Source organism: Bacillus sp. FSL M7-1345, from assembly GCF_038006985.1.
Taxonomy (GTDB): Bacteria; Bacillota; Bacilli; order Bacillales; family Bacillaceae_G; genus Bacillus_A; species Bacillus_A cereus_U.
On the sequence record NZ_JBBOWG010000001.1, the window covers coordinates 3296597 to 3320145 of the forward strand.

The following is a 23549-nucleotide window of genomic DNA, read 5'->3' on the forward strand; positions in this document are numbered from 1 at the left end:
CAAAATACCACTTTATTGTCCACAAGAAATTTCATTGCATACTTTTACTACTTCAATGAATTAAAAACAGACCTTATAATTACAAGGCCTGTTGCAAACTCCCTTTATTTTGTAGTAAGTACATATTGTAGTAAAGTCCTTGTTCACTAAGCAATTCTTGATGTGTTCCTCTTTCTATGATTTCCCCTTCATGCATAACAAATATTTGATCCGCATCTTGGATTGTAGACAATCTGTGTGCAATCGCTATCGTTGTTCTACCTTTTCGCATTTGCTGCAATGCCGTTTGGATCGCCTCCTCTGTTTCTGTATCAATATTTGCCGTCGCTTCATCTAACACTAATACTTTCGGATTAGTTGCTATCGTTCTAGCAAAAGCAATTAATTGCCTTTGACCACTAGAAAACGCAGCTCCTCTTTCGACTACTTCTGTATCATACTGCTCCGATAATTTTTCAATAAACGTATTCGCTTGCACAAATCGCGCTGCTTCTTCTATCTCTTCATCCGTTATCTCTTCATTATACATACGAATGTTTTGCTTTACATTTCCAGCAAATAAAAATGCATCTTGCAGCACAAGACCAATTTTCTTTCGAATTTCTTGTTCTTCAAACTTCTCTAAACCCACTCCGTCTATTACAATATTACCTGATTTAATATTGTAAAATCTCATTAATAAATTCATAATTGTACTCTTACCGCTACCAGTGTGTCCAACGAAAGCAACCGTTTGCCCTGGCTTTACGTGAAAAGATACATTTTTTAAAACGTCACGCTTTCCATCATATGAAAAAGTAACATCTTTAAACTGAATTTCCCCGTTAACTACTCGTGGATTTTCACTCCCCATTTGAACAGGAGCTAAATCTTTATCGTCCATTAAATGAAATACACGCGATGATGAAACGAGCGCTTGTTGGAAGAAAGATAGTTTCATCATCATCTCATTTACCGGCTGGAAGAAACGATGAATATAGTTAACGAAAGCATATAAAACCCCTACTTCAACAGGACTCTTTAAAGCGTCAATTCCAAATAAACCAAGAACTAACGCAATTGCTACAATATGAACAAGATCTGTTGCTGGACGTAAAAGTAATGCATCTAATTTCAATGTACGACGTCCAGCACTATAATGCTTGTTGTTCACTTCTTCAAACTCTTTTCTCATCCGCTTTTCTTGCCGGAACACTTGAACAATATTCATCCCTTGAATGGATTCATTTAACTTTGCATTTAATACACTCAGTTGATTACGTACCTCTAAATAAAAAGCTGCACTTTTCCGTCGATACAGCACCATAATCGCAAACATAATTGGAATTAATATGAGAGAGAATAGCGCTAATTTTACATCTAGTAAAAACATCGCTACTAAAATCCCCACTAAAAAGACTACATTTTTCACGAATGTTGATAGTACACTAACATAAAAATCCTTAATTGCTTCCGTATCATTCGTTATACGAGATACAAGTGTACCAATCGGCGTACGATCAAAGAAACTTAATGACAATTTTTGAACATGGTCATACACTTCAACTCGCATATCTTGAACAATCTTAAAAGCGATATTTTGAAAGTACAATAAGTCTAAATACGTAAATAATACTTTTAATAAGTGAGCAATAATATACACTACAAATAGAGTTACAAGTGCTGATTGTTCAAAGTTACGTGGTACTAAGTGTTCATCAAGAAATTGTTTAATTAAAAAAGGACCCATCATTTCAGCTACAGTTGCACCAACTAGAAATAAAAATGCTAATGCTAATAACCCTTTATATGGTCTCATATAAGAAAGCAATCTCCTTAAATCACTCCGCTTTTTCTCAGCCATCATACGCCTCCTTTCTCTACCAACGCCTCTAACTGCTGGCTTTCATACATTTCTTTATACCAACCATTTTCGTTCATTAGTTGTTCATGTGTTCCTCGCTGCATAACCTTACCTTCATCAATAACAAGAATAAGATTTGCATGCTGAATTGCACTTAAACGGTGCGCAGTAATAATCATCGTTTTTTCTGCTCTTTCTCGTTTCAATGCAGTTAATATAGTTTCTTCTGTTTTTGCATCTACAGCTGATAAACAATCATCTAAAATTAAAATTTCAGCATTCGTTAATAACGCACGTGCAATTGAAATCCGCTGTTTTTGGCCTCCTGATAGCGAAACCCCTCTTTCACCTACTACCGTGTCATATCCTTCCGAAAATTGAATAATATCATTATGAATACAAGCAATCTCAGCAGCCCTGCTAATTTCTTTATATGTAGCATCGGCCTTTCCAAAAGCAATGTTCTCCCCAATACTCGCTGAAAATAAAAAATGATCTTGCGGTACGTATGAAATTGCAGAGCGTACACCGTGAAGTGTTAAATCTCGAATATCCCGCTCACCAACTTTTAATTCACCATTAAAGTGGTCATACTCGCGAATTAAACATTTTAATAACGTCGTCTTCCCTGCACCGGTACGCCCGACAATTCCTAACGTTTCACCTTTTCTTAAATTAAAGTAAATATCTTTTAAGTTTAATAGTTCATTCTTTTTATAAGAAAACGAATCAACAGCAAACGAGACATCACCACTTGCTATAGCATGTATAGCATTTTCCTTATTCACTACATCCGAAGTTTGTGAAAGTATTTTCTCCACACGATCATACGAAGCACGTCCACGCTCCATAATATTAAATAGCCATCCAAAAGCTAACATTGGCCATACAAGAGTCCCTAAGTATGTTGTAAATGTTACCAATTCCCCTACAGTTAATTCACCCCGTACGACTAATAATGATCCGTAACAAATTGCGATTAAAAATGAAAATCCGACAATTAAGGAAATCGTTGGATCGAATAACGAGTCAATACGTGCAACTAACATATTTTTATGTACGACATCTTCCGATTTTTTCCGAAACGCTTGTAAATCCTCTTTCTCTTGTCCAAGTGAGCGAATTACCTTCATCCCACTCATACTTTCTTGTACTTTATCATTGATTTCAGAAAACGATTGCTGCGCTTTATGAAATCTTCTATGCAATAAAGTTCCATAATAATTTGTAGAAATAGCTACAATTGGCATCGGAATTAAACTTAATAACGTTAACTTCCAGCTAATTGTAAACCCCATCGCTACGAGTACACATCCTCCAACAGCTAATGAATCAACGAGTGTTAACACACCTGACCCAGCAGTTTGCTGAATCGCCTGAATATCATTTGTCGCATGTGCCATCAAATCGCCCGTACGACGTGATTGATAAAAGGATGGGCTCATCTTTGTAAAATGTTCATATAAATTCTTTCGCAATTGACGAGCTAGTTTTAAAGAAGATCCAAAAATCATAATACGCCATAAGTAACGTAATATATACATCGTCATTCCTACAACTACTAATAGAATAACCCAGTTCAACAATTTTTCAGACGTTAATGTTCCATTATTAATTTCATCTACTACAATTCCTAGTACCCTTGGTGCTACAAGTTCAAGAAGCGCGACACCAAATAACATAATAATTCCAATTATGTACGCTCGTTTTTCTTGTTTAAAAAACCAAGCTAAATTAAAAAATACTTTCATATTTATCCTCCTCCCTTAAAATGAGCGATATTTTCAGTTTATCAAAAATACAGAATTTTTAAAAGTTTTAAATATCTTTTATATCCAAAAGAAAAGGGCACTCGGTAAGAGTGCCCTTTTGCGCTTATTTTGTTTGTTGCTTATTCATCGCGCTCATCATTTGATTGATTTTCTTTTGGGAAGGTTTTTGTCCCATTTGCATCATCATCATTTTTAACATTTGTTCGTTAATTGGTGGATTTTTTTGTAAGTAATTCATCATATATTTGCGGGCAATGAAAAATCCTAACGCCACGCCTGCTACTAGTGCTACTACGCCCACTAGAATACCTAACCACATTGGCATATCTTTTCCTCCTTCATGTTGTCTACCTTACAGTGTACTAAAACCTTTTCAATAAGACAAGATACTATTCGACATTTTTTACACATATGTTCGTACTTGTTTGAGAGGATTTAACCATCCGTACTTTTTATTTTCATAATCCATCGCTAAAAATGTTAACTCACACTTTCTAAGCACCTCAAAGAAAGTTGTTTCCATGGATACATTTCCAGAAGTATTCATTCGAATATATTGTGGTTTCACCATTATTTCGCCATATTCGGCTCCTGTATAGAGCGTATGAGTATGATGTGTTCTTTCATATTTGCCAAGAACATGCAAAGCTTGTTCTAATTTATGATGAAGTTTCATTACTTGTAATGGCATCGTAATATACGTCATTTGTTTATATAATACTTTCTTCTCCGAAAGGGACCCAGATTCTGAAAATCGAGCAAATAAATCAAAAAACAAATATTCACGACCAAAGTAAGCTTTCGCAATATCCTCTTGAATTAAATACAATTCATACGTTTTCATTTTTTCCCTCCCGATCTGGACAACCTTTTCCCTACATTATATAAGAAAAAATTTGCAATGATTGTCTGACTACGGAGAGAGAAAAAACTTTTCCTGTCGAAAAAACTCAATTACATAGAAAAATCTCCCCATGCTGGAGAGATTTTTCTAAAATCATTAAAGCATTTCTTTTACTTTGCGAACAACGTTCTCTACAGTAAATCCATACTCTTCCATAATCTTCTCACCAGGAGCAGAAGCACCGAATGTGTCGATACCTAGTACATCTCCATCAAGACCTACGTAACGGTGCCATCCGAATGTAGCACCCATTTCAATTGCGAAACGTTTCGTTACTGCTTTTGGTAGTACAGATTCTTTGTACTCAGCAGTTTGAGCTTCAAATCGATCCATAGATGGCATGCTAACAACAGCTGCATCAACGCCGTCTGCTGCTAAAGCTTTTTGCGCTTCGATTGCTAAGCTTACTTCAGACCCAGTTGCAAGTAGGATTACATCAGCCGTTTCTTTCTTGCTTGCAGAAACTACATATGCACCTTTTGCTACTTTTTCATAAGTATCGTCTTTTGCACCTTCTAATGTCGGAAGATCTTGACGAGTTAACACTAATGCAGTTGGTGTTTTTGTAGATTCTAAAGCTAATCTCCAAGCTGCAACAGATTCGTTACCGTCAGCTGGACGAATAACAGAAACGTTTGGCATTGCACGAAGTGCTGCTAATTGTTCAACCGGCTCATGCGTTGGACCATCTTCACCAACAGCGATACTGTCGTGTGTGAATACATACGTTACAGGCAATTGCATTAATGCTGCAAGACGAATTGCTGGACGTAAGTAGTCAGAGAATACGAAGAACGTACCACCGTAAGTTTTTAAACCGCCATGTAGTGCAATACCGTTCATTGCTGCACCCATCGCAAACTCACGAACACCGTACCAAATGTTTTTACCGCTGTAATCAGCTCTTGTGAAGTCTTTTTCGTTATTCATGTATGTTTTGTTAGAACCAGCAAGGTCAGCTGATCCACCAAAGAATGATGGTACAGACTCTGCAATAGCATTAATTACAGCACCTGAAGAATTACGTGTTGCTGCTTTTGATCCTAATTCATAAGTTGGTAAGCTTTGTTCCCAACCTTCTGGAAGAAGACCATTCATTGCTGCTTGCAGCTCGTTTGCTAATTCTGGATATGCTTGTACATATTCACCGAGCATCGTGTTCCATGCAGCTTGTGCAGTCTCACCAGCATCTTGTACCGTTTTACGGAAGTTGTCATATACTTCTTCTGCTACATGGAAATCTTGTTCAGCAGTCCAAGCATATGCTTCTTTCGTTAATTTTGTTTCGTCTACACCAAGTGGAGAACCGTGTGAAGCTGATTTTCCTGATTTGTTTGGAGAACCGAAACCAATTGTCGTTCTTACTTCAATTAGCGTTGGGCGTTTTTCGTCAGCTTTCGCTTCTTCAATTGCTTTTGCAATTGCTTCAATATCGTTTCCATCCTCAACACGGATTACTTGCCAGCCGTATGCTTTGTAACGATCTTCTACACTTTCAGAGAATGAGCGATTTAAATCGCCATCTAATGAAATATCGTTTGAATCGTAAAGCACAACAAGACGACCTAATTGTAAATGAGCAGCTAATGAAGATGCTTCAGCAGAAACGCCTTCCATTAAATCGCCATCACCACAAATAGCGTATGTATGATGATCTACTACATTGTACGCATCACGGTTATACTTTGCTGCTAAATGTCTTTCAGCCATCGCCATACCAACAGCTGTTGCAATACCTTGTCCAAGTGGACCAGTTGTTGCGTCTATACCTGCTGTGTGACCATACTCAGGATGTCCTGGAGTTTTGCTTCCCCATTGACGGAAGTTCTTTAAGTCATCCATTGTTAAGTCATAACCAGATAGATGAAGTAGGCTGTATAGTAACATTGAACCATGACCTGCAGATAATACGAAACGATCGCGGTTAAACCACGTTGGGTTATTTGGATTGTGTTTCATAAATTGAGTCCATAATGTATAAGCCATTGGTGCTGCACCCATTGGCATTCCTGGGTGACCAGAATTTGCTTTTTCAATCGCATCAATGGATAATGTGCGAATCGTGTTGATAGAAAGTTGTTCGATTGAATGTGACATGCTATTCTTCCCTTCGCGTATGTTAGTAAACGTTTTATACATTTATATGATAGCTTCCCACGCAAGATTATACAACATGTATCGGCAAATATGTTGATGTTTTTTTGATTTTTTATAAAAAAACCAATGTTTCCGGCAATGTATGGGTATTCAATATGACATACTTTTTTAATGTTTTTATTTTAAAAATAAAGGGAATTATCTGTATATTTATACAAATATATGAACTTCTTCTATACCAACTTTTTTGATAAACACTAAAAAAATACAAAAAAAGCATCTAACTTCGATGCTTTTAAAATTCGTTAAATAATCCGTTTTCGAATCGAACTTGAAATAAAATCAATTATAATTACCATTAAAATGATGCCTAATAAAATAATTCCCACGCGGGACCAATTCCGTGAACTCAGTGCAAAAATTAATGGAGTACCAATACCACCTGCTCCAATAACACCTAAAATCGCAGCGGATCGTACATTAATTTCGAATCTGTATAACGTATACGATAGAAAATCCGGTAACACTTGTGGTAATACTGCATACCAAAGTATTTGAAACCGATTTGCACCTGTTGCGATTAACGCTTCCGTCGGTCCCTTGTCTATATTCTCAATTCCTTCCGAATATAGTTTCCCTAACATTCCGATAGAGTGTAATCCTAAAGCTAGAACTCCGGCGAAAGAGCCTGGACCGACAGCTTTTATAAATAAAAGGGCCATAACTAATTCAGGAAATGTACGAACAAAACTAAGTACAAATTTCCCAGTTACTGAAGTTAATTTTCCACTACTCATATTCGTTGCCGCCCAAAAAGCAAATGGAACAGATAAAAAGGCAGAAATAAATGTACCTAATATCGCAATTGCCAATGTATCAATTAAACCATGTAACAAATCTTCACCATCTGGTAAAGATACATAGGACCAATCTGGGTTCAGTACGCCTGTCATAATTGCTTTTGTAATTTCTCCCGCTGTATCCTTTATTCCCTCTAGCGGGACTCCTGAAAAGGCCCATACATATATAACTGTAAGTGCTATAAAAATAATCCAGCGATATACACTCGGTTTCTTCGGTTTCGGTACGATTATCGTCGTTTTACTCATTATAATTTCTCCCGCAACAATGTACTTACATAATCAATTAGCAATACAACAACAAGAGTATAAATAATAATAGAAGCAGTTTGTTGATATTGTAAAAATCCAAGTGTACGATCGTAATATAATCCAATACCACCCGCTCCTACTAAGCCTAGAACAGCTGCTGCACGCACATTCACCTCAAATGTATAAAGGACATAGGAGACAAAGTGCGCTTTTACTTGCGGAATTACCCCATAAACAATCCATTGCACCTTATTTGCTCCTACCGCTGTCATCGCTTCTAATGGACCTGGGTCAATTGATTCAATTGACTCATACAACAATTTCGCCACGAGTCCAATCGAGAAAAAAGTAAGCGCCAAAATACCTGGAAGTGGTCCTATTCCAAAAATAGCTACGAAAATTGCCGCTAATAATAAATCTGGTATTGTCCGGATAAAATTTAAAATCAATCGAGCTGGACTGTACAAAAATGCGCTAGTAAACACATTACTTGCCGCAAATAGTGCAATTGGAATAGCTAAAATCGCTCCTAAAGTCGTCCCAATAATTGCCATGCGTATTGTATCTAACATTGCTGTTGTAATAACTTGAAAATAGCTCCAATCTGGCGGCACCATCTCTTTCAGCAAATCCATCATATTAGGAAAACCAACTACTAGTTTTGTAAATGATGCGTCGACCTGCACACTACTTCCCCACAAAAGTAAAATAACTAGAATAGCCGTTAACATATGTTTCAATTTACTCGGCGGCTTCGGTATCGATTTCGAATATATCGTCACGTCATTCATTTAGCTGCCACCTCTAATAATTCGCTTTTCTGAGCTACGTCCCCATAAATTCCAGCAAATTTTTCATCCGTTGCCTCTTCTACTGAACCATCAAAAACAATTTCACCTGCATGTAATCCAATAATGCGTGTAGCATATTGCCTAGCTAAATCAATAGAATGTAAGTTTACAATTGTCGTAATTCCAAAATCTTCATTAATTTTTTTCAAATCATCTAGCACTTGCTTTGTTGTCAACGGATCTAACGATGCAACAGGTTCATCTGCCAATATGATTTTCGCTTCTTGCGCCAACGCTCTAGCAATCGATACACGTTGCTGTTGTCCTCCTGATAATTCATCAGCCCTCGCATATGCTTTTTCTAAAATATTCACTCTTTTTAACGATTGAAATGCAAGCTCCAAATCCTCTTTTGGAAATAGACCTAACGTTGTACGCAGTGTCGAATGATACCCAACACGTCCAGCTAATACATTCTTCAATACCGTTGACCGCTTTACAAGGTTAAAGCTTTGAAAAATCATACCAATATCCCGGCGCATACGTCGTAACTCTTTTCCTTTTGCAGCAGTAATAGACTCACCTTCTATTATGATTTCACCTTCCGTAATCTCATGAAGGCGATTTACCGATCTGAGAAGTGTAGACTTTCCAGCCCCGGATAACCCTACCATTACAACAAACTCACCTTTTTGAATTTTCAAATTTATATTATTCAATCCTTTTGTACCATTCGGATACACTTTGGAGACATTTCGAAACTCTATCACACATCTTACCTACCTTCTATGTATTCAAAACGGCAAACTAACTGAAACTACACCCCTTCCAGTTAGCTGCCATTTTCATATGTATTATTGCGTTTTTACTTTCTTTCCGTATTCACGAACGATATCAAATTTACTATCATCAGATTTAACGTATCCTTCATGTGAGTATACTTCTTTAATGATTTTGTGCCCTTCCTCATTCTTTCCTATTTCAATGAAAGCATCCTGTAATTTCTTGCTCCACTCTGCATCTAAATCAGAACGTACAGAAATCGTATCGTTTGGAATTTCCTCCGTAAATTTCACTATTTTCGTTTGATCGAATATATTAGGATAATCTTTTTTTACAATATTACGAGCATCTTGGAATACAACAGCTGCATCTACATCACCATTTAAAAGCGCAATAAGTGACTGATCATGACCTTTTAATGTAACAGGTTTCACATCTTTCAACGGATCAATTCCCTCTTTTAACAATACAGCCGCAGGCCATACATACCCCGCTGACGATGTTACATCCTGATAACCAATTTTTTTACCTTTTAAATCTTTTACACTGTTAATATTAGAATCTTTCTTAACAACAAACTCAGATTTATAAAAGTCTACTAAATCTTTTGTAGGAGCTCCTGTCTCATCATCTACACCAAAACGTTGTGCCTGTAAAATTACATTTGCAGCCTTTTTCTCATGCGCTAACACATACGCTGTTGGAGGTAAAAAGCCTACATCTACTTGCTTAGATGCCATCGCTTCTACAATTGTATTGTAATTCGTTGAAATACTAACTTTTACCGGCATATTTAATTTATCACTTAATAGCTTTTCCAACGGTTTTGCCTTCGCCTCTAACGTATCTGCATTTTGAGAAGGAACAAATTGAACATTTAAAGTCTTCGGTACATAACCTTTTTTCGTATCTTCATTTTTACTTGCACTTGATTCCTTCGTTCCACAGCCACTTAATAATCCCGCTGCTAGTACAACTGTTGTACTCATTACAAAAACTTTTTTCAACATATTAATGCCTCCATTTTTGTTGTTATAAAATAACCTTCCGTAAACATGAAGAAATATATCACACATTTTCACGAATAATTCCCTATTTACAGAATCTTTACACATTCTATACATTCACATTAAAATTCCCTTCATATATTTGATATGCTTAATTAGTAGATAACAATAGAAAAGGTGAATGATATTGAATCAAAATCAAATTGTAACTTTAAATATCTTATTAACAAGCGATATACATGGTACTGTTTATCCAATTCACTACCAAGATAACTCCCAAGCAGACATTGGTTTAGCTAAGATTTCCACTCTTATAAAAAAAGAACGTTCTCAAAACACAAACGTTCTTTTAATTGATAACGGGGACTTCATTCAAGGAACACCATTTACTTATCATTACGCTACATACGAAAAAGATATGGAAAACCCAATGTCCTTATTAGCCAACTACTTAGAGTATGACATTGCAATTATCGGAAATCATGAATTTAATTATGGAATGGATATATTAAATAATGCTGTGGCTACTGCAAATTTCCCTTATCTATCAGCAAACATTTTAGATAAAAACAGAAAAGAACCTTATTTCGGGAAACCATATATAATAAAACATATTGAATCAAATATAAAAATTGCTATTTTAGGGGTGACAACGCATTACATCCCCCATTGGGAACAAGCACATCATATTAAAGATTTACAATTTGAAGATGCATTTGAAACAACAAAAAAATGGGTTTCTTACATCCGTAAACATGAAAAACCAGATTTACTAGTCGTAGCCTATCACGGGGGATTTGAACGCGATTTACAAACCGGGGTACCGACTGAAGTTTTAACAGGTGAAAACCAAGGATATGCAATGTGCCATGAAATTGAAGGCATAGATATTTTACTAACAGGCCACCAACACCGAGAAATCGCTCACACCGTGATTAATGGTGTAACAATTTTACAGACCGGATGCAATGGACACTCAGTTGGAAAAGTAACAGTAACATTCGAAAAAGCAGAACAAAAATGGGTGAAAAAAGAGAGTTATTCAGAGTTATTGCCGGTACAAGGAATTGCGGCAGACCAAGATGTTCTTTCCTTGGTTGCCGATTATGAAGAGAAAACACAAAATTGGCTTGATCAACCTATTGGACTAATCTATGGGGACATGCAAATTTCAGATGCTATGCAAACTCGTTTGCAAGACCATCCTTTTATTGAATTCATAAATAAAATACAGATGGATATAGCTAATGTTTCAATTTCGTGCACAAGTTTGTTCCATAATACATCTCCAGGTTTCCCGAAACATGTAACAATGCGTGACATCGTTTCTAATTATATTTATCCAAATACATTAAAAGTAATTAGAATAACCGGAGCGGATATAAAAGATGCTCTCGAACTCTCTGCTTCTTATTTCACATTAAAAGCAGATGGATCCATCATCGTAACCCCTACCTACATAGAACCAAAGCCGCAACACTATAATTACGATATGTGGGAAGGGATTTCGTACGTATTAAACATTTCAAAACCAATTGGTGAGAGAGTAGAATCTTTACAGTATAAAGGTGCTCCCCTTAATATAAATGAAGAATATGACGTTGTTATGAATAATTATCGCGCAAGTGGCGGAGGGAACTTCTTTATGTTTCAAAATAAGCTAGTAGTAAAAGACATACCAACAGATATGTCTGAACTTATCGCTAACTATATATTGAAGCACAAAAGGATAGAAGCAACAGTCAATCACAACTGGAAAGTTATTAAATAACGAATTTAACAAATAAAAAAAGATGGGCTATGCCCATCTTTTAATTTAATTTTGCATTCTCTTGCTTTTTTAAAGCTTTTAATTTCGCCGGTGTAACATCCGTTCCTTCTTCGTTAACGACTTTAATTCCTTTTAATTCGTTTAACATATTTTGACGAAACCCTTTTAAATATTGTTCACGTAGCGATTGGCGCTCACGTTGTTCTTCTTCAGTTAAGCCTTCAGCTTTTGCTTTTTTCGCTAAGAAGTTAATGCGTTCAATGAGTTCTTGACTTGGCATCTCGAATCCCCCTTCTACTCAAAACTGATTATTATCATACAATAGTTAGTCCTCTTTATCAAGCAATTGCTTTGTATATTCTACATACCTTCGATGTACAGTTGCTTTTGAAACATCATGACCAAAACCACGAAGTGTTGCTGCAATTTCTTCAAAAGTTAATTCATTCCGGCGTAAACGTACAATTTCCTCAATTGGCACTTCTTTTTTCTCACGTCCTATACTTAAATGACGATTTTTCAAATTATTCTCTGGACGAAATCCTTTCTCTACCGCCCTTTGCATGCCACGTTTAATTTTTAAATTGTGGATCTTTCTTTGATACTCTTCAACAATCCCTATTATATTTAGCACCATCGAATCAGAATCTGAAAGCTGTAATTCACCACTATGCGTGTGCGTATAAACTTTTATCCCCTCTTTATGTAAACAATGCATTAATGCAATCTTTGCATTTCCTCTACCAAGACGCGTTTCATCTTGTATAAGTAGTACATCAACTTGTTCATCTCGAATTGTATCTAGCACTTCTAATATGCCATCACGTTCAATTGTATAACCGCTAGCCTGCTCCTCAATTACCTTTGTAACATCCATTTGATAGCGCTCAGCTAAATGCAATAATTCATCTTTTTGACGCAATAATGATGTTTCCTGTTCTTCTTTTGTTGTGCTTACACGTGCATAAATAATTGCATTCATTTTGAACCCTTCTTTCTCACTATATCTTCCTTATAGTGTATCATAAATTTGCCTTTCGTTCGAACTTATGTTTGTAGAATGTTTTTTCGCATGTTATACTTAATAATAAGAAAAATGAAAGAAAACGAGGTGTTAGAAAACATGGAAAAGTTAACGAAACGCCAGCAAGACATTCTCGACTTTATTAAGCTAAAAGTACAAGAAAAAGGATATCCACCTTCCGTACGTGAAATCGGTCAAGCAGTCGGCCTTGCTTCTAGTTCTACAGTGCACGGACATTTATCACGACTAGAAGAAAAAGGATATATTCGACGCGACCCAACAAAACCACGCGCAATTGAAATTTTAGGTGACAACCGAATAGAAACACAGTCAGTTATTCAAGTTCCAATCGTCGGAAAAGTTACTGCCGGTTTACCGATTACAGCAGTCGAAAGTGTAGAAGATCACTTCCCACTTCCAGCAAGTATCGTTGCTGGAGCAGATCAAGTGTTTATGTTACGCATTTCTGGAGATAGCATGATTGAAGCTGGTATCTTTGATGGTGATTTAGTTGTTGTTCGCCAACAACAGTCTGCAAACAACGGTGAAATTGTAGTTGCTTTAACAGAAGATAACGAAGCAACTGTTAAACGTTTCTATAAAGAAAAAGATTATTTCCGTCTACAACCGGAAAACTCTTCACTAGAACCTATTATTTTAAAACAAGTGTCAGTTATCGGAAAAGTAATTGGCGTATATCGTGATTTACATTAAAAATAATAAAAAGAAGATAATTCCCTTATTTATATAGGTAATTATCTTCTTTTTATATTTTGATAGATTTCCGTTCATTCAAAAGAATGCGTTTCATTAATTATTAACGTGTTTCAATAGTAACATCTCCAGCAGCGGTTTTACCGCTAATCTTTTTACTACCATTACCAATCGTTATATTTTTATTGTCTTCATTAAAAATTGTCACGTCTCCAGCAGCGGTTTGCCCAGTTATAACTGCATCTTGTGGTTTTTCCAATAAAGTAATATCTACATCTCCAGCAGTTGAACTTGCCTCTAAATCATATTTAGAATCATGATCAATAATATCTATATCCCCACTAGCCGTTTTTGCTGTTACTTTCCCTATTACTTTTTTAAAATTCACCTCACCAGCTTTTGTAGACCCCTCCACACTCTTTGCTGTTACATGTTTCAAATCCACTTCTCCGGCGAGTGTTTCAACACTTACGCGGTCACTTTTCACATTACTTATTTCTATTTGTCCAGCGGATGAATTTACTTTTATCTCTTGATAAGAACGTTCTGGTACAAATATAGTCAATGTAGGCGTTTGAAATCCGAAATTGTAAAAGGAAAAATTAAATGAAACACCTTTTTCTATTTCCCCTATGACTTTTAATGTGTCACCATCTTCAGCAATACGAATCTCCTGTTTACTTACGTCTCCTGTTTGCTTTACATAAAAAGAGGAATCAGGAGATTTTTGTACAACAATATCTCCAGCATCTAACTTAACTTCCACATTTTTTAGCGTTTCGTTTTTAATAACTTCTTCCTTATTTCCTTTCTCTACAGTTTCTACTGCTTTCTTATATGTTTGTGAAATCCCTATTACTCCAATAATGATACAAGCGATAGCTACTAATAATATTTTTTTCATCATCTACTCCCCTTTTATCATTTTGAAGTTCCATACTACATAGCGTACACATAATCTTTTAAACCACTTCGTACTATAATAAGCTACAATACATAACAACAAACCTACTCCAACAAACGTTATACTAACGAAAAGGTCCAACCATATAAAAGTACCCATAAATACTTTTACAATAACGAAAAATGGTGTCACTACACTAGCAATACCACCGACCCAAAAGGAAAATATAAAAGCTATAATTGCAATTAATGGGCCTAACACAATAATAAAATTAAACAAACTAAGTCCAACCGCTGCCATGACAGCTCTTGTTACATTCGAAGTCGATGGATCTTTTTTCATCTCATCAAAGCGATACAAAGCAAGCAAGTCTTTCGCAATTACTTTCGGAGAACCAAGTCCCTTTATTATTTCTGATTCAGTTTTCCCCTCTTCCATCCCAAACTGAAAGTGTTCTTCATAATCAAATAAAATATCTTGTTGCTCTTCTTCTGGTAACTTTCTAAGATGACTTGATAATTCTTTAAGAAACTGTTCTTTACTCATCCCATTCCACCCCTTCAATAATTTCTTGAACACCTCTAGCAAAATCACGCCACTCAGTCACTAACAAATGAAGTTGCGTCTCCCCTTGCTCTGTTAGTTGATAATATTTACGGGGCGGTCCTTCCGTGGATTCTTTTAAATATGTTTGAAAATATTCCTCTTTCGTTAAACGACGTAATAGCGGATATACAGAACCTTCCGATATTAAAAATTTATTTGAAATTTGCTGAACAAGTTCATAACCATAACAATCCTTACGTTTTACAAGCGCCAATACACACAGTTCTAACACACCTTTTTTAAACTGAACGTTCAAGGACAATCCCCCTTTCTTATTTCAGTACTGTTCAATACACGGTACCTGTTATATCCATAATATACCATTAAGTACTGTTTATTGCAAGGTACTAAATTTTCGCACTTTAATTTATCACTAAACACATCCACAACATCAAACACTGAACAAAACATACCATGCAATTGTTTTTCTATATATACTCATAGCCAGCACGCATATTAAATCCTTATTCCACCACCTCCTCCCGAACAAAAAAATGATTTAAAGTTTACTAAGTTAAATTGAAGAAATACAATAGCACTTTAAATAATCTCCATGATTTTTTCCGGGCATTTCGCGGGCACCTATTTTGCCCACAAATAAAAAAAGCCCTAATACCGTAGTATTAGGGCTTTTTTCTCTCTTAGTATAGAGACATATATTGATCGCGTTCCCATTGGTGAACTTGCGTGCGGAAAATATCCCACTCAATTTCTTTTGCTTCAATGAAGTGCTCAAGTAAATGATCACCTAATGCGCCACATACGATTTCATTAGATTGTAAAGTAACTAATGCTTGCGCTAATGTTGCTGGTAAGTCAACGATACCTGCTTCCTCGCGCTCTTCTTTTGTCATTACATAGATATTACGGTCTACTGCAGCTGGTGGAGTTAATTTGTTTTTAATTCCATCAAGACCTGCTGCTAGTAAAGTTGCCATTACTAAATATGGGTTTGCAGCTGGGTCAACACTACGTACTTCTACGCGTGTACTAATACCACGAGATGCAGGGATACGTACTAACGGGCTACGGTTTTGTGCAGACCATGCTACGTAACAAGGAGCTTCGTATCCAGGTACTAAACGTTTGTAAGAGTTTACAGTTGGGTTTGCTACCGCTGTAAATGCTGGTGCATGTTTTAAAATACCCGCGATGAAGTGACGAGCATCATCACTTAATTGTAAGTCTCCGTTTTGATCGAAGAATACGTTCTCACCATTTTTAAATAATGATAAGTTACAGTGCATACCTGAACCATTTACACCGTATAATGGTTTCGGCATAAACGTTGCATGTAAACCATGTTTACGAGCAATCGTTCTTACAACAAGCTTGAATGTTTGAATGTCATCGCATGAGCGAATTGCATTTGCATATTTAAAGTCAATTTCATGTTGACCTGGTGCAACCTCATGGTGAGATGCTTCAATTTCAAAACCCATTTCTTCAAGTTCAAGAACGATATCACGACGACAGTTTTCCCCTAAATCCATCGGCGCAAGGTCGAAGTATCCACCGTTATCGTTTAATTCTAATGTTGGATTTCCTTTTTCATCAACTTTAAATAGGAAGAATTCTGGCTCTGGTCCAAGATTGAAATCTGAGAATCCTAATGCTTCCATTTCTTTTAACACACGCTTTAAGTTGTTACGTGGATCGCCATCAAATGGAGTACCATCAGCATTGTAAATATCACAGATTAAACGAGCTACTTTACCTTTTTCAGCTGTCCAAGGGAAAATTACCCAAGTATCTAAATCCGGATATAAATACATATCAGATTCTTCAATACGTACGAAACCTTCAATAGAAGATCCATCAAACATCATTTTGTTATCAAGAGCTTTTGTTAATTGGCTCACTGGAATTTCTACGTTTTTAATTACCCCTAAAAGGTCCGTAAATTGCAGACGGATATACTTTACATTCTCTTCTTTCGCCAAACGGAAAATATCTTCTTTTGTGTACCTAGCCATTATAAATTCCTCCTTAGTCCCTCTAAACACCTTAAGAATCAGTTATCTTTAGTGAAAAAACCTTGAAATGTCACCTTGTCGCAATGAAGTCCGATTAAATCTACCTGTATGTTGTAGTTCATCTCGAAGAATTTTGCGAAGCTCGGATTTTGAAATTTCTTTCGTTTCTTCTTTTACTTTCACTGCTTCTGTTTGATTTTCTTTCATTTGCAATACTTGTTTAATTCCGGCCATATTTAAGCCTTGATCTAACAAATCTTTAATTTCCAACAATTTATCTACATCGTTAAATGAAAATAATCTACGATTCCCTTTTGTACGGGTTGGAAAAATAAGATTATGCTCTTCATAGTAGCGAATTTGACGTGCAGATAATTGTGTTAAATCCATTACAATACCAATAGGAAACAGCGGAGCAGAACGTCTATCTTCTTTCATCACTTCAGTTCCTCCTTCGCCTTAACTGCTTCTCATTTTATACCACGTTATGTTTAGTGTCAATAGATGTTAGCTTTTCTTACATGGTTTTTTATAATTTTTTTCATTCTTTTTTCTAATGGCACAAATCATTACTTTCACACGAAAAAAAGCTGTCGAAATCGACAGCTTCCCTTTAAGAAATTGTTAATAGATTTTTTTCAATTAACGCATCAATTGCAGAACAAATCGCAATTTTCACATGAGAATACGTCAATCCACCTTGTACATATGCAACATACGGAGGACGAATCGGACCATCCGCAGATAATTCGATACTTGCACCTTGAATAAATGTCCCAGCAGCCATAATTACATCATCTTCATATCCCGGCATATAGTTTGCATACGGAGTGAAATGAGAATTAATTGGAGATGCATATTGAATCGCTTGACAGAATGCAATCATACGATCTTTATCGTCAAATTGAACAGATTGAATTAAATCCGTTCTTGGTGCATTCCATGCCGGTGATGTATTCATCCCTAATTCCTCTAAAAATGCCGCCGTAAAAATAGCACCTTTCAGCGCTTGACCAGCAACATGCGGAGCCAAGAAGAACCCTTGATACATTTCTTGCAGACTGTATAAAGACGCTCCTGCTTCCGCACCGATTCCTGGAGATGTTAAACGATATGCACACGCTTCAACATACTGTTCTTTACCGACAATGTAACCACCCGTTTTAACAATTCCCCCGCCAGGATTCTTAATAAGAGAACCTGCCATTAAGTCCGCACCAACATGACATGGCTCGTTTTCTTCAATAAATTCGCCATAGCAGTTATCTACAAATACAATAACATCAGGTTTAATCTCTTTAACAAACGCAATCATCTCTTTAATTTGTGAAACTGTAAACGACGGACGAGTAGCATATCCTTTTGAACGTTGAATACCAATCATCTTCGTGTTACTACGGATCGCAGCTGCAACAGCTTCAAAGTCCACAAATCCCTCTTCAGTTAACGGAACTGCGTTATAACCAATATTATATTCTTTAAATGAGCCTACACCTTTTCCGCGCACACCAACGATTTCTTCTAACGTATCATACGGTTTCCCCGTTATGTATAGTAACTCATCTCCCGGACGTAAAATACCAAATAAAGCTGTTGAAATTGCATGAGTACCCGAAATAATTTGAGGACGAACAAGACCCGCTTCCGCTCCAAATACATCCGCATACACTTTCTCTAACGTGTCACGACCAATATCATCATACCCATAACCTGTCGTCGGAATAAAATGCGAATCACTAATTTTATGTTTACGAAAACTTTCTAGCACACGAAATTGATTACTCTCAATTACTTCATCCACACGTTTATGCACTTCTATAATTTGACTTTCTACTTCTTTTACGATTGGAGCAATTTTTTCTCCATTTTTCAAACGATCAAACATTATTATTTTCTCCTTCTTCCACTAAAAATCTCTTTAATTGCCCATTAAGCGATGAATGAGCAAATATATATCCTGTACAATCATATACAAATTTATCTTCTAGAAACTCCATTTTAGTTAATAACGTTTCCGTCTTTAAAAGCGTTAACAACCTACCTTCACTCGGAGGAATTTCCACTTGATAATCATCCATTTCTTCCTTCATCTTCATTCCTATCGCTTCTTTTATACACAGTAAATCACTTTCTTCAAAAGCACTAGTCATTAAGAAATCACTTTTCGGAAATGGAATGAAGTTTTGATGCAATTTATCTTTTTTATTATATAACGTAATAATAGGAATATGATTAATTTCAAGGTCTGACAATAATTGTTTTACTGTCTGCTCATGCCCTACATAATTAGGATCTGCTGAATCAACAACATGTAAAATAACATCCGCTTCCCCAGCTTCTTCTAACGTAGATCGAAAAGCAGCAATTAGTGACGTAGGTAAATCTTGTATAAAACCAACCGTATCAGTCAAAAGCACTGTATACCCAGAAGGTAATGGCATCTTTCTTGTCGTCGGATCTAGCGTTGCAAACAATAAGTTTTCTTCAAACGTATCAGCTTCCGTTAATCTATTAAACAACGTAGATTTCCCTGCATTTGTATACCCAATTAACGCAACTTGAAATACTTTATTATCTTTCCTTCTCTCACGATATCTTTTCCGATGTTCTACAACAACCGCAAGTTGCTTCTTTATTTCATCAATACGTGATCGAATATGACGACGGTCCGTTTCGAGCTTCGTCTCTCCCGGCCCTCTCGTACCAATTCCACCACCAAGACGTGATAAAGACAAACCTTGCCCCATAAGGCGCGGCATTGTATATTGCAACTGAGCTAACTCTACTTGAAGCTTACCCTCTCTCGATTTCGCACGTTGCGCAAAAATATCTAGTATTAACTGCGTTCGGTCAATCACTCTCGCATCTAATACTGAAGATAAATTCCGAATTTGACTTGGTGTTAACTCGTTGTTAAAAATAATAACAGCTGGTTCTAATTCTTCAGTTAACAGCGTAAGCTCTTCAAGTTTACCTTTTCCTATATAAGTTGCAGGATGAAACTTCGGACGCTTTTGCGTCGTTGATACTAACACTTCCGCTCGCGCAGTCTTTGCTAGCGATGCCAGTTCTTTCATGGAATGCATAAATTTTTCATCATCATCTTGCGACAATTGACAGCCAACTAATATGACTTTTTCTTTTTCTTCCATCAAATATGTTCACTCATCCTTTTCGAAATTTAAACCTTCTAATATAATAGCAGAGGAAGCATATTTCATCTAGTTAGCGGGGGAGAAAATTCATGGCATGGGAGATTTTTAGCATCATAGGCACAATCGCCTTCGCACTAAGCGGAGCCATTGTTGCAATGGAAGAAGATTATGATATTTTCGGGGTATATATTTTAGGAATGGCAACCGCATTTGGGGGAGGTGCCCTTCGTAATTTATTAATCGGTTATCCAATCGTCGCATTTTGGCAACAAGACATGTTATTCCAAATCGCACTATTATCAATGACGATTATTTTTCTTTTTCCAAATAAATTAATTAGACATTGGAAAAAGTGGGAAAACATCACGGACGCCATCGGTTTATCAGCATTCGCTGTACAAGGAGCACTGTATGCTCAAAAACTAGATTTACCAATCAGCGCTACAATCGTAGCTGCTGTTTTAACAGGCATCGGCGGCGGTATTATTCGCGACCTTTTAGCTCGCAGAAAACCTCTTGTCCTTCGAGCTGACGTATATGCGTTTTGGACGATTTTAGCAGGGTTCTTAATTGGCGCTAAAATTATTGTTAGCGATTGGGCTCTATACACCTTATTCATTTTAATTGTTTGCTTCCGCATGATTTCTATTCATTACAAATGGCATTTACCGCATAGACGTATTGATACAAAGGAACGTTCAATGCATAAATAGCGCTCTAACCTCTTTACATATCGTAAAGAGGTTTTTCTTTTCTAACGAGTTTTTCTTTACATAATGTTCATACTAACTTTTAAAGCGAGGTGAATACAAATGACAAACCATGTTAATAAAGGTGCTCAAAAAAGCTCAGTAGACCAAATTACACACGATCCTAATTCAGCACACGAAAAAAGCGCTAAAATGGAACGCTTCCATAAATCTTACCAAGAAAAAGCGAAAAAAGAGTAACGTACTTATACATCAAAAAACAGACGCACAGTTTACGTACTGTGCGTCTCCTCTTCAAGCATCAAATCCATACTTGATATCCCAATTAAATCATATTTATCATACGTATCCTCTTGTAACAATCGCATAGCTTGTGTGCGAATTGATTTTTCAACAATATTCCGTACGTATCGCCCATTACTAAATGATGTAATTTGTGACGAATACTTGACCGCATGTAAATGATCTCTAAATTTCCACTCTGCTTCTTTCGATAACTGATATTCACGCTCTTCATACATTCTCTTTCCAATTTCCAACAACTGATTTACCGAGTAATCCGCAAATTCAATAATAAACGGAAAACGAGATTGTAATCCTGGATTTAATGAAAGAAAATGATTCATCTCTCTTGAATATCCAGCTAAAATTAATACAAAACCGTGCTGCTTATCTTCCATATGCTTCACAAGTGTATCAATAGCTTCCTTCCCAAAATCCTTCTCTCCACCCCGCGCTAATGAATACGCCTCATCAATAAATAAAATCCCTCCCATAGCCTTCTTTATTAAATCCCTTGTCTTTTGTGCTGTATGTCCGATATACTCACCTACAAGATCAGCACGTTCAGCTTCAACTAAATGCCCCTTCGATAAAATATTCATCTCAAACAACAATTTCCCTATCATTCTAGCAACGGTTGTCTTCCCAGTACCCGGATTCCCCCTAAATAACATGTGAAGCACTTGCTTCTCAGACTTCAACCCCACCTCTTGCCTTTTTTTATTTACATAAATCCAAGCATAAATTTCTTTTATTATCTTTTTTATATCATCCATCCCAACAAGTTTTCCCATCTCTTCTTCAATTCTCTGCAACATCTCATGTTTAGTAGTGGTTTCACTTGAAATTACCGTTTTATTTTCTGATGCCGGTAACGAAATTTTCTTTCGATGATTTAATACAATATTAATTTGATTGTTATTTTTCTTACGCATCGATTGTTCCATACAATCACCTCATTTTATCCACTCACCAAATATTATTATTCCAGTCCCTCTTGCAAATGCCTATTTTCAGAAAAGTTTGCTATAATATAAGAAATAATCAAGGTGGTGGGACTATGGAAACAACGGAATTCCATGATACAATACAAGCCTTTTCTATTTTTTTATTGAATAAAGGCCGAAAGTCTTCAACCATTAAACGTTATGTTTATGACATTGAAGATTTTGGACATTGGTTAGAAAAAAACAAAAAGCTCCCTTCCAGTAATATATGGGCAACACTTTGTACAAAAGACTATGAAGATTACTTTTCAGACTTAAAAAAGAATCGACACTACTCTGAGAAAACAATGCATCGTGTATTTATTGTATTAAATAGAATGCATCATTTTCTTAACATTCCAAATCCATTAAAGAATATGGAAATTACTATTCAACCAAACCGTGCATTGCGTAATGAAGATTTCATTTCATGCGAGGAAGAAAAAAGATTAAAGTATATAGTCACTTCATTAGAAGGACTTTCAGAAAAACAACGTCCTGTTCGTCCATTATTAATGGATCGTAATATTGCCATTTTAAGTCTATTAATCGACTACGGACTATCCTTACAAGAGCTTACAGCATTAACTATGCATCACGTTCATTTTGAAACTAATACACTTTCTATTCCGGCAACCGCAGGAGTAGAAAGAACAATCCCCTTAGCAACCGAAGACAAAAAACAACTGTACACATATTATAAAAGTATTCCAGAACCAGTTCGTCCTAAATATCATAGTAATGACCCGTTGTTTGTCGCATTCGATTTTAACCGCGGAACATACAGATGGGTATATGAAAACGACGCACCAAAAGCACTAACAGAAATCGCTATTCAAAAAATGATCCGACTTGAAGTAGCAAGAGCGAATTTACGTAAAGGCATTTCTGGACAGCATTTCCGGAACACGTTTATTTTACGCCTAATAAAAAAACAAACCCCAGAGCCAGAGATCATAAAATTAGTTGGCTTCAAATCAAAAATTTCACTAAAACGGTATTATCAATATGCTGAAAATAAAAAAAACGCCCTATAATAAGGCGTTTTTTTATTTTTTTCTCGAAACAATCAATTTCATGATGACCATTTAACCATTCCCTGCATCTACTAT

At 36.2% G+C, this 23549-nt stretch carries 24 protein-coding genes; 5 read left to right on the plus strand and 19 right to left on the minus strand.

What is annotated here, in order from left to right; genetic code table 11:
• Window positions 1-79: 79 nt before the first annotated feature.
• The 9 genes from MHB76_RS17195 to MHB76_RS17235 all read right to left on the minus strand — a co-directional run bounded on the left by MHB76_RS17195 (window position 80) and on the right by MHB76_RS17235 (window position 10312).
• Complete coding sequence (locus MHB76_RS17195; protein ID WP_078174981.1) at window positions 80-1843, minus strand: ABC transporter ATP-binding protein; 1764 nt, start codon at window positions 1841-1843, stop codon at window positions 80-82.
• Window positions 1843-3594, minus strand: coding sequence for an ABC transporter transmembrane domain-containing protein (locus MHB76_RS17200; RefSeq protein ID WP_078174982.1), 1752 nt, complete (start codon window positions 3592-3594; stop codon window positions 1843-1845). Before MHB76_RS17200 ends, MHB76_RS17195 begins: the two co-directional genes overlap by 1 nt.
• Before the next feature lie 124 nt (window positions 3595-3718).
• Window positions 3719-3940: a YneF family protein gene (locus MHB76_RS17205; protein ID WP_001132292.1), complete on the minus strand. Its 222-nt coding sequence runs from the start codon at window positions 3938-3940 to the stop codon at window positions 3719-3721.
• 78 nt (window positions 3941-4018) lie between these two features.
• Window positions 4019-4459, minus strand: coding sequence for a sporulation inhibitor of replication protein SirA (sirA, locus tag MHB76_RS17210; protein WP_002160871.1), 441 nt, complete (start codon window positions 4457-4459; stop codon window positions 4019-4021).
• A 156-nt stretch (window positions 4460-4615) separates the two neighbouring features.
• Window positions 4616-6616: a transketolase gene (tkt, locus tag MHB76_RS17215; protein WP_078174983.1), complete on the minus strand. Its 2001-nt coding sequence runs from the start codon at window positions 6614-6616 to the stop codon at window positions 4616-4618.
• 305 nt (window positions 6617-6921) lie between these two features.
• A complete protein-coding gene (phnE, locus tag MHB76_RS17220) occupies window positions 6922-7725 on the minus strand; it encodes a phosphonate ABC transporter, permease protein PhnE (RefSeq protein ID WP_002160869.1) in 804 nt (267 codons plus the stop codon).
• Window positions 7725-8519, minus strand: coding sequence for a phosphonate ABC transporter, permease protein PhnE (gene phnE / locus MHB76_RS17225; RefSeq protein WP_078174984.1), 795 nt, complete (start codon window positions 8517-8519; stop codon window positions 7725-7727). Before phnE (MHB76_RS17225) ends, phnE (MHB76_RS17220) begins: the two co-directional genes overlap by 1 nt.
• Window positions 8516-9289 carry a phosphonate ABC transporter ATP-binding protein gene (phnC, locus tag MHB76_RS17230; RefSeq protein WP_078174985.1) on the minus strand — a complete coding sequence of 258 codons (774 nt, stop codon included), beginning with the start codon at window positions 9287-9289 and terminating at the stop codon, window positions 8516-8518. The genes phnE (MHB76_RS17225) and phnC overlap by 4 nt, the downstream gene beginning before the upstream one ends.
• Window positions 9290-9373: 84 nt before the next feature.
• Window positions 9374-10312, minus strand: coding sequence for a phosphate/phosphite/phosphonate ABC transporter substrate-binding protein (locus MHB76_RS17235; protein ID WP_033710861.1), 939 nt, complete (start codon window positions 10310-10312; stop codon window positions 9374-9376).
• A gap of 184 nt (window positions 10313-10496) precedes the next feature.
• Between MHB76_RS17235 and MHB76_RS17240 the strand changes: the two genes are divergently transcribed.
• Complete coding sequence (locus tag MHB76_RS17240; RefSeq protein ID WP_078174986.1) at window positions 10497-12080, plus strand: bifunctional metallophosphatase/5'-nucleotidase; 1584 nt, start codon at window positions 10497-10499, stop codon at window positions 12078-12080.
• A 40-nt stretch (window positions 12081-12120) separates the two neighbouring features.
• Here the strand turns inward: MHB76_RS17240 and MHB76_RS17245 are convergent, their stop codons facing one another.
• Both MHB76_RS17245 and MHB76_RS17250 read right to left on the minus strand, forming a co-directional pair.
• On the minus strand, window positions 12121-12360 hold the full coding sequence (locus MHB76_RS17245; RefSeq protein ID WP_002111213.1) for a DUF896 domain-containing protein: 240 nt from the start codon (window positions 12358-12360) through the stop codon (window positions 12121-12123).
• A 45-nt stretch (window positions 12361-12405) separates the two neighbouring features.
• On the minus strand, window positions 12406-13062 hold the full coding sequence (locus tag MHB76_RS17250; RefSeq protein WP_002111214.1) for a YneB family resolvase-like protein: 657 nt from the start codon (window positions 13060-13062) through the stop codon (window positions 12406-12408).
• Between the two features lie 141 nt (window positions 13063-13203).
• Here MHB76_RS17250 and lexA point away from each other — a divergent pair, with 141 nt between their 5' ends.
• Complete coding sequence (lexA, locus tag MHB76_RS17255; protein WP_002111215.1) at window positions 13204-13818, plus strand: transcriptional repressor LexA; 615 nt, start codon at window positions 13204-13206, stop codon at window positions 13816-13818.
• A 103-nt stretch (window positions 13819-13921) separates the two neighbouring features.
• Here lexA and MHB76_RS17260 read toward each other — a convergent pair whose 3' ends face one another.
• From MHB76_RS17260 to hflX, 7 genes are all read right to left on the minus strand, one after another.
• Window positions 13922-14722 (minus strand): DUF4097 family beta strand repeat-containing protein, encoded by an 801-nt coding sequence (locus MHB76_RS17260; RefSeq protein ID WP_002160864.1) that lies wholly within the window; start codon window positions 14720-14722, stop codon window positions 13922-13924.
• Between the two features lie 3 nt (window positions 14723-14725).
• On the minus strand, window positions 14726-15268 hold the full coding sequence (locus MHB76_RS17265; RefSeq protein ID WP_078174987.1) for a DUF1700 domain-containing protein: 543 nt from the start codon (window positions 15266-15268) through the stop codon (window positions 14726-14728).
• A complete protein-coding gene (locus MHB76_RS17270) occupies window positions 15261-15584 on the minus strand; it encodes a PadR family transcriptional regulator (RefSeq protein WP_070146821.1) in 324 nt (107 codons plus the stop codon). The genes MHB76_RS17265 and MHB76_RS17270 overlap by 8 nt, the downstream gene beginning before the upstream one ends.
• A 385-nt stretch (window positions 15585-15969) precedes the next feature.
• Window positions 15970-17304: a type I glutamate--ammonia ligase gene (gene glnA, locus MHB76_RS17275; protein WP_002014472.1), complete on the minus strand. Its 1335-nt coding sequence runs from the start codon at window positions 17302-17304 to the stop codon at window positions 15970-15972.
• 48 nt (window positions 17305-17352) lie between these two features.
• Window positions 17353-17742: a transcriptional repressor GlnR gene (glnR, locus tag MHB76_RS17280; protein ID WP_002014475.1), complete on the minus strand. Its 390-nt coding sequence runs from the start codon at window positions 17740-17742 to the stop codon at window positions 17353-17355.
• Window positions 17743-17917: 175 nt separating this feature from the next.
• Window positions 17918-19189: a methionine gamma-lyase family protein gene (locus tag MHB76_RS17285; RefSeq protein WP_078174988.1), complete on the minus strand. Its 1272-nt coding sequence runs from the start codon at window positions 19187-19189 to the stop codon at window positions 17918-17920.
• A complete protein-coding gene (gene hflX / locus MHB76_RS17290; RefSeq protein ID WP_078174989.1) occupies window positions 19182-20456 on the minus strand; it encodes a GTPase HflX in 1275 nt (424 codons plus the stop codon). The genes MHB76_RS17285 and hflX overlap by 8 nt, the downstream gene beginning before the upstream one ends.
• Before the next feature lie 92 nt (window positions 20457-20548).
• On the opposite strand from hflX, the gene MHB76_RS17295 reads away from it, so the two are divergent.
• Window positions 20549-21172 (plus strand): trimeric intracellular cation channel family protein, encoded by a 624-nt coding sequence (locus tag MHB76_RS17295; protein WP_002111257.1) that lies wholly within the window; start codon window positions 20549-20551, stop codon window positions 21170-21172.
• 99 nt (window positions 21173-21271) lie between these two features.
• Complete coding sequence (locus MHB76_RS17300) at window positions 21272-21409, plus strand: hypothetical protein (RefSeq protein WP_002111258.1); 138 nt, start codon at window positions 21272-21274, stop codon at window positions 21407-21409.
• Window positions 21410-21441: 32 nt separating this feature from the next.
• Here MHB76_RS17300 and spoVK read toward each other — a convergent pair whose 3' ends face one another.
• Window positions 21442-22398, minus strand: a complete 957-nt coding sequence (gene spoVK, locus MHB76_RS17305) for a stage V sporulation protein K (protein ID WP_002111259.1) — start codon at window positions 22396-22398, stop codon at window positions 21442-21444.
• A gap of 113 nt (window positions 22399-22511) precedes the next feature.
• Here spoVK and MHB76_RS17310 point away from each other — a divergent pair, with 113 nt between their 5' ends.
• The gene (locus MHB76_RS17310; protein ID WP_016105898.1) at window positions 22512-23474 is read left to right on the plus strand and encodes a tyrosine-type recombinase/integrase; all 963 of its coding nucleotides are present in this window, start codon (window positions 22512-22514) and stop codon (window positions 23472-23474) included.
• Window positions 23475-23549 lie beyond the last annotated feature (75 nt).